Origin of the sequence: Bradyrhizobium sp. 192 (assembly GCF_023100965.1) — a bacterium.
GTDB lineage: Bacteria > Pseudomonadota > Alphaproteobacteria > Rhizobiales > Xanthobacteraceae > Bradyrhizobium > Bradyrhizobium symbiodeficiens.
In genome coordinates this window covers 5965059-5976708 of the sequence record NZ_CP064690.1, presented here as the reverse complement: position 1 = coordinate 5976708, position 11650 = coordinate 5965059, and the positions used below count along the sequence as shown (strand labels likewise).

General features: G+C 64.4%; 10 protein-coding genes and 1 pseudogene. 5 read left to right on the top strand and 6 right to left on the bottom strand.

Annotated features, from left to right (window positions below):
- The first annotated feature begins 5 nt into the window (after positions 1 to 5).
- The gene (locus IVB24_RS28015) at positions 6 to 1232 is read left to right on the top strand and encodes a cyclic nucleotide-gated ion channel (protein ID WP_247769730.1); all 1227 of its coding nucleotides are present in this window, start codon (positions 6 to 8) and stop codon (positions 1230 to 1232) included.
- A 3-nt stretch (positions 1233 to 1235) separates the two neighbouring features.
- Here the strand turns inward: IVB24_RS28015 and IVB24_RS28010 are convergent, their stop codons facing one another.
- The 3 genes from IVB24_RS28010 to IVB24_RS28000 form a co-directional block, all read right to left on the bottom strand.
- Positions 1236 to 1520: a DUF3303 family protein gene (locus tag IVB24_RS28010; RefSeq protein WP_094972274.1), complete on the bottom strand. Its 285-nt coding sequence runs from the start codon at positions 1518 to 1520 to the stop codon at positions 1236 to 1238.
- A gap of 5 nt (positions 1521 to 1525) precedes the next feature.
- On the bottom strand, positions 1526 to 2026 hold the full coding sequence (locus IVB24_RS28005) for a DUF3455 domain-containing protein (RefSeq protein ID WP_247769729.1): 501 nt from the start codon (positions 2024 to 2026) through the stop codon (positions 1526 to 1528).
- Positions 2027 to 2122: 96 nt separating this feature from the next.
- Positions 2123 to 3337 (bottom strand): NADP-dependent isocitrate dehydrogenase, encoded by a 1215-nt coding sequence (locus IVB24_RS28000; RefSeq protein WP_094972272.1) that lies wholly within the window; start codon positions 3335 to 3337, stop codon positions 2123 to 2125.
- 336 nt (positions 3338 to 3673) lie between these two features.
- Between IVB24_RS28000 and IVB24_RS27995 the strand changes: the two genes are divergently transcribed.
- Positions 3674 to 4867: a TrmJ/YjtD family RNA methyltransferase gene (locus IVB24_RS27995; RefSeq protein ID WP_247769728.1), complete on the top strand. Its 1194-nt coding sequence runs from the start codon at positions 3674 to 3676 to the stop codon at positions 4865 to 4867.
- 21 nt (positions 4868 to 4888) lie between these two features.
- Here the strand turns inward: IVB24_RS27995 and IVB24_RS27990 are convergent, their stop codons facing one another.
- Together IVB24_RS27990 and IVB24_RS27985 are read right to left on the bottom strand one after the other, a co-directional pair.
- Entirely contained in the window at positions 4889 to 6592 is a 1704-nt protein-coding gene (locus IVB24_RS27990; RefSeq protein WP_247774185.1) for an amidohydrolase, read from the bottom strand.
- A 218-nt stretch (positions 6593 to 6810) separates the two neighbouring features.
- Positions 6811 to 8031: a GGDEF domain-containing protein gene (locus IVB24_RS27985; protein ID WP_247769727.1), complete on the bottom strand. Its 1221-nt coding sequence runs from the start codon at positions 8029 to 8031 to the stop codon at positions 6811 to 6813.
- A gap of 161 nt (positions 8032 to 8192) precedes the next feature.
- Between IVB24_RS27985 and IVB24_RS27980 the strand changes: the two are divergent.
- Positions 8193 to 8693, top strand: a pseudogene (locus IVB24_RS27980) (alpha/beta hydrolase); the annotation flags it as partial.
- A 311-nt stretch (positions 8694 to 9004) separates the two neighbouring features.
- Positions 9005 to 9976 carry an IS110 family transposase gene (locus IVB24_RS27975; protein WP_247768358.1) on the top strand — a complete coding sequence of 324 codons (972 nt, stop codon included), beginning with the start codon at positions 9005 to 9007 and terminating at the stop codon, positions 9974 to 9976.
- Between the two features lie 200 nt (positions 9977 to 10176).
- Here the strand turns inward: IVB24_RS27975 and IVB24_RS27970 are convergent, their stop codons facing one another.
- Positions 10177 to 10851, bottom strand: a complete 675-nt coding sequence (locus IVB24_RS27970; RefSeq protein ID WP_247769726.1) for a TetR/AcrR family transcriptional regulator — start codon at positions 10849 to 10851, stop codon at positions 10177 to 10179.
- Positions 10852 to 11097: 246 nt separating this feature from the next.
- Here IVB24_RS27970 and IVB24_RS27965 point away from each other — a divergent pair, with 246 nt between their 5' ends.
- On the top strand, positions 11098 to 11640 hold the full coding sequence (locus tag IVB24_RS27965; RefSeq protein ID WP_094895773.1) for an OsmC family protein: 543 nt from the start codon (positions 11098 to 11100) through the stop codon (positions 11638 to 11640).
- The last annotated feature ends 10 nt before the right edge of the window (positions 11641 to 11650 follow it).

Genomic DNA, 11650 nt, shown 5'->3' with positions numbered 1-11650 from the left:
TCGCCATGAGCCCCGTTCCGCGAGGACGTGGCTTGCGCGATCCCAATGTGAGGGATCGCCTCTATGAATTGCTGGAGCACGATCCGCTGGCCTATTCGGCCGGGTCGCGCTTCATCCAGATCATCATCGGCGTCATCGTGCTCAATGTGGCCGCGATGGTCCTCGCCTCGGTGCCGGAGCTGGACGCGCAATTCGGCACGGTGTTCGCAGCCATCACCACCCTGTCCGTGATCGTGTTCGCGCTGGAATATCTGGCGCGGCTGTGGACCGTGGCGGGTCACACCCAGCGCAAAGGCTCCGCGCTGTCCGACCGGCTCTGCTACGTCTTTTCGACGCTCGGCATCATCGACCTCATGGCGTTCCTGCCCGCGTCCATCGTGCTCGCCACCGGCCGGCACACGACGCTGGCGGCCCTCGGCGTGTTGCCGTTCTTCAAGCTGATCCGGTACTCGCCGGCGATGCGCTCGCTGCTCGCCGCTGTCCATGCCGAGCGGCGGGCGCTGATCGGCTGCATCGTCATTTTGATCGGCGCGGTCTTGACCTTCGCCTCGCTGCTCTACGCCATCGAGCGCGACGTGCAGCCGGACAAGCTCGGCACCATCCCGCAGGCGATGTGGTGGGCGATCGTGACGCTCGGCACCGTCGGCTATGGCGACGTGGTGCCGGTGACGGCGCTCGGCAAGCTGGTCTCCACTTTCGCCATCATCAGCGGCTTTGCCATGATCGCGCTGCCGGTCGCGATCATCTCCACCGCCTTTGCCGAGGAGGTGAAGCGGCGCGACTTCGTCGTCACCTGGGGCATGCTGGCGCGGGTGCCGCTGTTCTCGCATCTGTCGGCCGCCGAGATCGCCGACATCATGCGCCTCTTGCGCGCGCGCACCATCGAGCAGGGAGAGATATTGGTCCGCCGCGGCGATGCGGCCTCGTCGATGTATTTCATCACCGCCGGCGAGGTCGAGATCGCGCTGCCGAGCCAGCACGTGCGGCTCACCGACGGCACCTTCTTCGGCGAGATCGCGCTGCTGCACAAAACAAAACGCAGCGGCACGGTGACGGCGACGCGCAAGACGCGCCTTCTGGTGCTCGATGCCCAGGATTTTCACGCGCTGATCGAACGCATGCCGACGCTGGCCGACCACGTCCACACCACCGCCAAGGCGCGGCTCGCCGATACCGGCGACCTCGCGCTGGCGGAGCTGGCTCAGGCCAAGCAGGACGAGGGCCCGAGGTAGCCGTCACGTTCCGTCGAGGAAGGGCGCGACAACCTCGCGCGTCTCCTTGCTGGGCACGACGGGCACGATCTCGAACGTCATGCCGTTGCCCTGGCAGTTCAACACCCATTCCTGCAGCAGGCGAGCGTCGTCGCATTCCATCAGTTGGAAGCAGCGGTCGAAATTCGGCTCGATCCAGCTGCCGAGATATTTCAGGCCTTCCGGAAACTTGACGCCCTCGTCGCGCACGCGCCGGTAGACCGGAATTGGGTCGCGGTCCCTGAAGCGTTCGATCACCATGAAGAGCATCGGTCTCAGCCTTTCTTCAGGAAAACATACTCGGCCGAGTAGGGCGCGCTTCTGAACTCGCCGGCCTTGTCGCAAGAACCGTCGAGCTTGCCGCCATGGGTGTTGATGCGCTGGACCGTGGTAACAGGCGTGAGGGTGCCGCTGCCGCGGCGGGCGGCGACCTCCAGCTTCAGCCAGGGGATATCGGCCGCCGTTGCGCCCGGTGCGTTGCCGATAGCCTTGCCGACCACCGCGCTGCCATCGGCGAGCTCCCAGTTCGGGCCGGCATAATGCCGGCCGATCGTCTTGCCCTCGGACAGCAGCGTCGCGATCGGCTCGCGGAAGGCCCAGGCGAGCTTGCCGTCGCTACCGGCCTTGCATTCGTAGACCTGCGCGCCCTCGGCGTGGACGCTGAGCACGACGCTCTCGCCCGGTGCGGCGATGGCGTCGGGAAGCGGCTCTGCAGCCCCGGCCGGCCCGATCAGGGCCGCGAGCAGCATTGTGTGGCCGGCAAGCTTGATGAACATGGTGGCATCTCCGGGCAAGGTCCCAAAAAGAAACGGGCCGCGCTGTTGCGCGGCCCGTGATGATGTCTGGCCCAGTCGGGCGAAATTGCGGTCGGCTCAGCCCGCCAGCTCCTTGGTCAGGTTCTCGGCGACCTTGTCGAGGAAGCCGGTGGTCGAGAGCCAGCGCTGGTCGGCGCCGACCAAGAGCGCGAGATCCTTGGTCATGTAGCCGGCCTCGACGGTGTCGACGCAGACCTTCTCCAGCGTGTTGGCGAACTTGGCGAGCTCGGCATTGTTATCGAGCTTGGCGCGGTGCGACAGGCCACGGGTCCAGGCGAAGATCGAGGCGATCGAGTTGGTCGAGGTCTCCTTGCCCTTCTGGTGCTCGCGGTAATGTCGGGTCACCGTGCCGTGGGCGGCTTCGGCCTCGACGGTCTTGCCGTCGGGGGTGAGCAGCACCGAGGTCATCAGGCCGAGCGAGCCGTAGCCCTGCGCGACCGTGTCGGACTGCACGTCGCCGTCGTAGTTCTTGCAGGCCCAGACGTAGCCGCCCGACCATTTCAGCGCCGAGGCCACCATGTCGTCGATCAGGCGGTGCTCGTAGGTCAGGCCCTTGGCCTCGAATTCCTTCTTGAACTCGCGGTCGTAGATGTCCTGGAAGATGTCCTTGAAGCGGCCGTCATAGACCTTCAGAATCGTGTTCTTGGTCGAGAGGTAGACCGGGTAGTTGCGCAGCAGGCCGTAGTTCAGCGAGGCGCGGGCGAAGTCGATGATGGAGTCGTCGAGATTGTACATCTCCATGGCGACGCCGGCGCCGGGGGCCTTGAACACTTCCTTCTCGATCACGGTGCCGTCCTCGCCGACGAACTTCATCGACAGCGTGCCCTTGCCCGGGAACTTGAAGTCGGTGGCGCGGTACTGGTCGCCATAGGCGTGGCGGCCGATGATGATCGGCTTGGTCCAGCCGGGAACCAGGCGCGGCACATTCTTGCAGATGATCGGCTCGCGGAAGATCACGCCGCCCAGGATGTTGCGGATGGTGCCGTTCGGCGACTTCCACATCTGCTTGAGGTTGAATTCCTTCACCCGGGCTTCATCAGGGGTGATGGTGGCGCACTTGACGCCGACGCCGACCTTCTTGATCGCCTCGGCGGCGTCGATGGTGACCTGATCGTTGGTGTGGTCGCGGTACTCCATCCCCAGGTCGAAATACATCAGCTCGACATCCAGGAACGGGGTGATCAGCTTGTCCTTGATGTACTGCCAGATGATCCGGGTCATCTCGTCGCCATCGAGTTCGACGACGGGATTGGATACCTTGATTTTTGCCATGATCGGGGAAGCCTCTTGGGAACGGCGCTTTCAGCGCGCCACGGGAATATCCGCCGCCTCATAGCACCCAGACGCGGCGGGCGAAAGCCAAGGGATTATGCACTTTTAGCCGATCCAGCCCCCACAGACGGGGGGCGGGGAGGGGCCCGCGGGCCGGAGCGGGCCCGAGGCTTCGGCAGAGATTCAAAAGTCGATTCCAACCCGTTATTTCCCTTGAGAATTTCGTCAGGACAGGCAAACGACAGGCGGACGGGCAGCCGGTCCGGCGACCGGCTTGAATCAATTCCTGAGGCGGCCTTGCCAAGGCCCTGAGAGACAGCGTGAAAGCGAAACGAGATGTCGGGGACTGACAAGAGCAAGGCGGGTTTGTCCCTCGACGGTCCCATCGTGATCCTGGTCGAGCCGCAGCTGGGCGAAAACATCGGCATGGCCGCGCGCGCCATGGGCAATTTTGCGCTTGGCGCCTTGCGCATCGTCAACCCCAGGGACGGCTGGCCCAACATCGCCGCACAGCGCGCCGCGGCCGGCGCCGATCACATCCTGGAAAAGGTCCAGTTGTTTGGGACGGTCGAAGAGGCGGTGGCCGACCTCGACCTGCTGTTCGCCACCACCGCGCGCCCCCACGACCAGGCCAAGCCCGTGGTCGGGCCGGAAGCGGCGGCCAGCGAGATCGCGGGTCACGTCGCGGCCGGTGGCAAAGCCGGCATCCTGTTCGGCAGGGAGCGCTGGGGGCTGACCAACGAGGAGGTCGGGCTCGCCAACCGCATCATCACCTTCCCGGTCAATCCGGGTTTCGCCTCGCTCAACCTCGCCCAGGCCGTGCTGCTGGTCGGCTATGAATGGTTCAAGCGGGCGACCTCAGGCGAGCTGCCGCACGCCATGCCGGAGCGCTCCGAGCGCGCCTCGCAGCACCAGATGCAGGCCTTCTTCGACAACCTCATCCGCGAGCTCGACAAGGTGGAATTCCTGCGCCCGGCCGAGAAGCGCGACACCATGCTGGTCAACCTGCGCAACATCTTCAGCCGGATGGAACCGACCAAGCAGGACATGCACACCTTGCACGGGGTGGTGATGGCGATCGCGGAGGGGCGCAAGGGCCCGGCCAAGGGAGGCGTGCTCGACGGCGAGCAGGCCACGCGCCTGCGCGCGCTCTTGGCCGAGCATGGCAGCGGGACGCCCGACAGCGGTTCGACCGTGCGCGGACTCGCCCGCCTGCTCCGCCGCAACCCGACCGATGCCGAGCGCCTGCTCTGGCAGGCCCTGACCCGCGACCGCCGCTTCGCAGGCGGATTCAAGCGCCAGACTCCGGTCGGGCGCCACATCCCGGACTTCGTCTCGTTCCCGCACCGGATCGCGATCGAGCTGGTCAACCCGGGCGAGGGCGAGGCGATCGCGGCGGATCGCGCGTCGCGGCGGAGCTGGCTCGAGGCGCGGGACTATCGGGTGCTGGAGATCCGTGCGGCGGACGTGGAGCGCGATCTCGAGGCGGAGCTGGCGCGGCTTCAGGGGATGATCGAGCAGGACGCGTAACCCCGGCCGATCAGCGCCGGTTCAGCGCTGAAAGACAATCTTGCCGCCGACCAGGGTCAGGTCCGCCTTGATGTCCTTGATCTGCTCCTCCGGCACGGCCGTGTAATCAGCGGAGAGCACCACGATGTCCGCAAGCTTTCCGGGCTCGATGGTCCCTTTGCGCGCTTCATCGAAGGTGTAGCGCGAAGCCGCGCTGCTGTAGAGTCGCAGGGCCTGCTCGCGGGTGATGGCTTCCGTCGCGCCGTAGACCTTTCCGGCGGGGTCCTTCCTGGTCACCATGATGTACATGTTGAGGAAGGGGTTGATCGGGTTGACGGGAAAATCCGTCCCGGCGCCGAGGTTGTCGAGCCCCATTTTCTCGATCAACGTCCTGGTCGGCACGGCGCGGTCCGCGATCGCTTTCCCGAGAAAACGTTCGACGGTCGCTGCCTTGTCCCACATGAAAACGTTCTGGAAATCGATGCGGACGCCCAGCCTTTGCGCACGTTCCATCTGCTCTGGCCGGATCAGGCTGGCGTGAATGAGGACGAAGCGACGGTCGCGGATCGATTTTTCCTTATCCACTGCCTCGAACGCATCGAGCACCTGGTCGATACCGAGGTCGCCCACGACATGAACACCGACCCGCCAGTCATATCGGTTGCAGATGGAGATGAGTTGCTTCAGCCGCTCGGGTGTCTGTTGCGTGGTGCCATGGTAATTGTCATGTGAATCCGGATACACCTCGCGCATGAGCGCTGTCTTCAATGTCATGCCGCCGTCGTAGAAGATCTTGATGCCGGCAAATTTGAGCCAATCGTCGCCAAACCCCGAAGAGGCTCCGTTGCCCGACATGATCGCTTCCCATGCCGTCAGATCGGCCGGGGGCTCAGGTCGGAACATCACGCCGGTCCGCAAGGTGGCTTTGCCGGATGCGACAAGCTTCTGCAGCGTGCGAATATCGCGCGGCTCTGTCGCGCCTTCGATCGCACTGGTGATGCCGAAGCTGTTCAGCACGCCTTCGGCGATGGTGAATTGCCGCATCTCATCCGCTTCGGTCCAGGGCGGCACGGCCTTCTCGACTCGATTGATCGCGGTTTCCACGAGCAGGCCGGTCAACTCGCCGGCCGCATCGCGCTCGAACTTTCCACCACTCGGATCCTCGGTGGTCTTGTCGACCCCGACCCGCTGCAGTGCCATGGTGTTCGCCATCGAAAAGTGCCCGACGGTTCGAAGATAGACCGGGTTGTTCGGCGCAACGCTATCGATCTCCTGCCGCGTCAGATAGCGCTTCTCGGCCAGTTGCGACGGCGGATGCCACCCGCCACCTATGATCCACTCGCCCGGCTTCGTCTTGGCAGCGAATGACTTGATGGCCTCGAGCGCTTCAGCGACGGTCTTGGCGCGGCCCATGATGACGACGTAGTCGCCCAGACCAGCGGCCTTGAAGTGAGCGTGCGTATCGATCAACCCGGGAATGACGGTCTTGCCGGACACGTCGAGCACGCGGGTCCGGTCGCCGGCAAGTGACCTGATCGAAGCGCTGGTCCCCGTTGCGATGATCTTGCCATCTGCGACGGCCACGGCCTCCGTGACCGTCGACCGGTCATCCAGCGTCAGAACCTTTCCGTTGAGGATCACCAGGTCGGGCGTGTTGAACTCCCGTTGCTGGGCGTCGGCGGATGAGACGCCAGAGATCCAAATGACCGTGGCAACGATTGCAAATGCCGCAAACTCGCGAACCATCGCGTCCCCCTGGCGCTTTTGTTGACCAACATTTGCGAGCGTATCTATGATCAACCGCGGGTTCAACGCCGCTCGACGGCTTGAGGCTCCACATAGTGGGCAAAGCGGGGTGTGCTCGCGGCAAGGTCGCCTCGAGACGCGATCATCACCGCCCGGCTTCTTACGACGCTCTGCACGCCAGCTCGGGGCGAGCAGACACATCGAGGATCGATCGCGGCTCAGGCGGCGACGCTGGTCGCGTTCGCAGGCCGCCTGCCACTGTGCTGAAGCCGGCGCAGCGCCGTCAGGCCGATATCGAGTCCGGCGAGGCAGCAGCGTGACTTGCCGCCCGATTTCGCCTCGTAGAGGGCCATATCCGCGACCACGAGCAATTCGTCGACCTGGGAACCGTGATCGGGCGCCAGTGCGATGCCGACGCTCGCACCGATGGTGACAGGGGTCTCGCCATCGATCTGATAGGGGGCTGCGATCTCGTCGACGATGCGTTGTCCCATCGCCAGCGCCTGATCGGCCGTGACGCCATCGACCAGCGCGACGAATTCGTCACCGCCCATTCGCGCGATCGCCGCGCCTTCGGGCACCGCCTTGCGCAGCCGCTCGGCGACTACCTTGAGCACCTGATCGCCGGCTGCATGTCCGAACGTGTCGTTGATCGGCTTGAACGCGTCGAGGTCGGAGAAGAACAGGGCAAAGGAGCGGTTCTCGCGAATGGATTGCGCGAGCTTCGCCTCGAGGCCGTCGACAAATCCGGCGCGATTTAGCAGCCCCGTGAGCGCGTCATGGTGCGCGCGGCGGCTGTTCTCGCGCTCGGCCTGCATGGTGGTGATCAGCATCCTGTTGAGCCTGAAGGCTGCGCCGGTCATGGCCGCGAGATACATCGGGATCTGGTAGATCATGATGTAGAGCACCGGCTCGCCAAGAAGGGCGATGTAAAGGACGAGGGGGCCGAGACTGATCAGGATCATGAGCCCGGCAAATCGCGGCGCACCGAAATTGCGGAAGCAGATGCCGCCGATCATCGCCGCCGTGGACATGCAAGCAAGCATCGCCACGAGCCAGTCGCCGCTCGCGATGCTCGCCATCGCGCCGAGGCCGAGGCTCAGGCTCCAGGCCATCGAGAACAGGAGATGAAGATCGGTCGGGGTCGGCCGGTGCAGCCGGATCGCGCGATGTGCTGCGAGCAGGATCGCGAGGCGCGCCAGGCAAATCAGGAGTTCAAGCACGAACCAGGCGATGAGCGGCGCCGTCTGCTGTCGATAGGCGATGATGGCCGCGATCGCGACCGAATTGATGGCGCCGCCGGCAAAGATCGGGACCGCACCGAAGAGTTGGGCGATGAGGGCTGCACGGATGTCGGCCGGCACGTCGGGGCCGACGTCCGTCAACCACTGCATCACGCGCCAGCGCGGCAAGCTGTATCGTCCAGCGTCGGACCGCATCCCAAAGCATCCCCTTGTCCTGCGGATGATAAGGCGCGGGTGGTCCTAAAGCCGTGTTTACAGGGTTCCCGGATCGCAAGCCGTGCTTGATGGAAGGTAAATTAAGGCGGTTCGCCTTGCCGCCGGACGGAATGTCCGGCGGTCGAAGGTGGTGAAGCGTACCGCGCCGCGTCGCCGGGCTCATCCTGTTCGGCGCATTGGCCAAGGGCTGCTGGTCGCAGGATTATCCGCATGCCCTGCGGGCCAGCCAGTACGATGCCTGGAGCAAGCAACTCATCGCACAATGGGGTGGGCCGGTCGGGATCGAGACCTTTGCGCCGAGTCTGGCGGGTGATCCCCATGCGCGCGCCTGGTGGGCCGGGCTATTGCGTGCGGCCTCCAGTCCCGGCGGTATCTCGGCCGTGCTCGAAGCCTTTCGCGATGCCGACGTGCGAGAGCTGCTGCCCCGGGTCGCCGTGCCGACGCTGGTGCTGCACCGGCGCGGCGACCAGGCGGTGCGGATCGCGGCCGGCCGCGACATCGCGAGCCGGATCAGCGGTGCGGAGTTCGTCGAGCTCGACGGCAACGATCATTGGTTCTTCGCGGGCGATCAGCGACCGGTGCGCGAGGCGATCAGGCGGTTTACCGACGCGTTGCCGCGGGAGGGAAAGGCGGGGCGGTAACCCAGATTTTGTAGGGTGGGCAAAGCGAAGCGTGCCCACCGTCTTCGAGCGATCGGGATCAGAAGTGGTGGGCACGGCGCTACGCGCCTTTTGCCCACCCTTGTATTAGCGCATCGGTATAGGATTGGCCCCGTTCCGTGAGGAATGGCCCAGCCCGGGTGGCCACCCTGGCTGGGCCGCCGATCGATCGGATCGATGCCCACCGAAGCCTTGAGGGCTGCGTTTCGTAGCAAGATCGCGGTCGGCACTTCATCGGGACCCGCATGGTTGAACGAACTTCAGGTTCGCATAACAAGGGAGGGTCGAGGAAGATGGCCAAGCGTAACACGATCTGTGCCGGGATCGATACCGGCAAACGCAAGCTCGACGTGGCGATCGATGGCAACTCTGAGCAGTTGCGGGTCGACAACACGGCAAGAGGTCACCAGGCGCTGGTGGAGTGGTTGAAGTGCCGCAAGGTAAAGAGGGTCGGGATCGAGGCAAGTGGAGGCTACGAGCAGGCGGTCGTTGCGGAGCTGCGGCGCAAGCGTTTCGTCGTCGTGCTGTTTCAGCCGAAGCAGGTCCGCGCCTATGCCACGTTCCGTCTGCTGCTGGCTAAGAACGACAGGATCGACGCGGCGCTGATCGCGACGTGCACTGCCGCGGTCAAGACGATCCATCCTGCACCGGATCCGCGGTTGCAGCCCTTTGCCGAGCATCTGACCATGATCGATCAGATCACGGAAGACATCGCAAGGCTGAAGAACCGGCTCGAGAGTTGCCGCGACAAGCGGATTCAAGGGGTTTGGAAGGCGCAGATCGCGCTGTTGGCAAAGTCCAAACGAGCCGAGTTCAAGGCGCTGCTGGCGGCGATCCGCAAGCATCCTGATCTCGCCGCACGGCTCGATCTGATCTACAGCGTCGCCGGCTGCGGTCTGCCGACCGCGGCTGCCGTCCTGATCAGGATGCCCGAGATCGGCAACATCACACGCGAACGGGCCTCAGCTCTCAGTGGACTGGCGCCTTACGACGACGATAGCGGCGAACGATCCGGTGCCCGTCACATCAAAGGTGGCCGTGAGCGGCTGCGTTGGGCGCTCTACAACGCGGCTCTTCCGGCATCCTCCCGATGGAACCCGCAGATGAAGGCTCTCTATACAAGGCTGATCGCCGCCGGAAAATCTCATAAATGCGCGCTGGTCGCTTGCGCCAGAAAGTTGCTCGTCACGATCAACGCCGTGGTCGCCCGCGGAACTCCGTGGATCGCCGAAGCGCCTCAAACTGCCAAGCTGCCCGCCACCTGATCGCGTTTCTTTGTTCGATCAGGCGGCCGTTTCTTCGTCCCGACCTTCCGCCTGGACGACGCCGTGCGCCGCGGCCGTCAAGGTTGGCCGTCGCGAACGCCCCGCGTCAAACTCGCTGCCGCCAGGCCACACCTTGACGGCTGCAAGCCCGGCGTCATGCTTGCGGAAAATCGGGAGAACCTTAATGGTTGCTACGAAACTTACACAGCCTCCAGCTGATCCGCCGCGCGCTTCTTTTTTGCCTTGGATTGGCCAAGCAGGGGGCCGGCCGTCAGCGCCGCCGTATCTGCCACGCCGGGATCACGCGAGATCATCGCGGCGACGATCGCGCCGTCGATCAGGAGGCCGAGCTGGTGGGCAAGCACCGCAGGTTCGCTCGAGCCGAGCTCGCCGGCGAGCTTCTCGATGTGGCCGAGCACGATCTTCTTGTGCTTCAGCGCGATGTTGCGGAACTGCTTGGCGTCCTTGTCGTGCTCGCCGACCGCGTTGATGAAGGGGCAGCCATAGAAGCGCTCCTCGGCAAACCAGCTCTTCAGCGCCGGGAAGATGCGCGTGAGCTTCGCCTGCGCATCGCCGCCGCCGTCTTCCATCGCGCCGATGAACCATTCGCGCCATTGCTTGCCTTCGCTCTCGAGCACCGCGTTGACGAGATTGGTCTTGGAGCCAAACAGTTTGTACAGCGTGGTCTTCGCGGTGCCGGCCTCCTCGATGATCGCATCGATGCCGGTGGCGTTGATTCCGTTCTTGCAGAACAGATGCGAGGCGGCGCTGAGCAGGCGCCCGCGTGCGGATTCATCGTCGCCGGCGCCCGAATGCGGCGCGGTCTTCTTCGACATCTTGTTCAGCGAGGGCTTGTTCGGTGAGGGCTTGGCCATGGACCGCAACTTAATCGCAGCCGCGCGGTATCATCAAGCCGCATCTGCTCTGCGCTAAAAAGATTCGCACCGGCGATCTCATCTGCATCACCTTTGAGCAGGGCGCGGCTGGTCAATCCGCAGGCAGCCATCGCTAAGCGGCTCCAATGCCTCGCATTTCGCTTTCGGCCCGCTCTGGCACGCTCCATGCAAGAAAACAGACCGTTCGGTATCCTACCGTTTTCCACTTCTGCCAGGGAGAAGATGATGACTGCCGTCGTTCAAAAGACAGTGCTGACGGGGTGCCTCGCGCCCATCGACAAGAATGGCCTCGAGCAACTCATCGCGAGCGGCAAGGCCAATCCGAAGGTCGTCAAGACCTTGAAGTGCAAGACGGTCGCGGAAGGCAAATTCCGCCACGCCAACTACATCCGCAATCTGCCGCCCTATATCGTCGACGAGCCGCCGGGGCTGCTGGGCGACGACACCGCGCCCAATCCGTCGGAAGCCTCGCTCGCCGCGCTCGGCTCGTGCCTCGCCGTCGGCCTGCACGCCAACGCCGTGCATCGCGGTTGGATCGTCAACAAGCTCGAGTTGGAGCTCGAAGGTGACCTCAACATCACCGCGGTCTGGGGCACCGGCGATACCTCGGACAAGCCGGTCGGCTTCACCGACGTGCGCGTCAAGGTCGACATGGCCTGCGAGGGCGTCTCGCAGGACGAGATCAACGCGCTGGTCGACCATGTGAAGAAATGGTCGCCGGTCGCCAACACCTTCACGCGCCCGGTCAATCTCGAGGTCGGCATCTAGCCAACGGCAA

Bases quoted from the DNA above. Each gene is read 5' to 3' on its own strand.
- IVB24_RS28015 (WP_247769730.1), top strand. From the start codon at position 6: ATGAGCCCCGTTCCGCGAGGACGTGGCTTGCGCGATCCCAATGTGAGG.
- IVB24_RS28010 (WP_094972274.1), bottom strand. From the start codon at position 1,520: ATGCTCTTCATGGTGATCGAACGCTTCAGGGACCGCGACCCAATTCCG.
- IVB24_RS28005 (WP_247769729.1), bottom strand. From the start codon at position 2,026: ATGTTCATCAAGCTTGCCGGCCACACAATGCTGCTCGCGGCCCTGATC.
- IVB24_RS28000 (WP_094972272.1), bottom strand. From the start codon at position 3,337: ATGGCAAAAATCAAGGTATCCAATCCCGTCGTCGAACTCGATGGCGAC.
- IVB24_RS27995 (WP_247769728.1), top strand. From the start codon at position 3,674: ATGTCGGGGACTGACAAGAGCAAGGCGGGTTTGTCCCTCGACGGTCCC.
- IVB24_RS27990 (WP_247774185.1), bottom strand. From the start codon at position 6,592: ATGGTTCGCGAGTTTGCGGCATTTGCAATCGTTGCCACGGTCATTTGG.
- IVB24_RS27985 (WP_247769727.1), bottom strand. From the start codon at position 8,031: ATGCGGTCCGACGCTGGACGATACAGCTTGCCGCGCTGGCGCGTGATG.
- IVB24_RS27975 (WP_247768358.1), top strand. From the start codon at position 9,005: ATGGCCAAGCGTAACACGATCTGTGCCGGGATCGATACCGGCAAACGC.
- IVB24_RS27970 (WP_247769726.1), bottom strand. From the start codon at position 10,851: ATGGCCAAGCCCTCACCGAACAAGCCCTCGCTGAACAAGATGTCGAAG.
- IVB24_RS27965 (WP_094895773.1), top strand. From the start codon at position 11,098: ATGACTGCCGTCGTTCAAAAGACAGTGCTGACGGGGTGCCTCGCGCCC.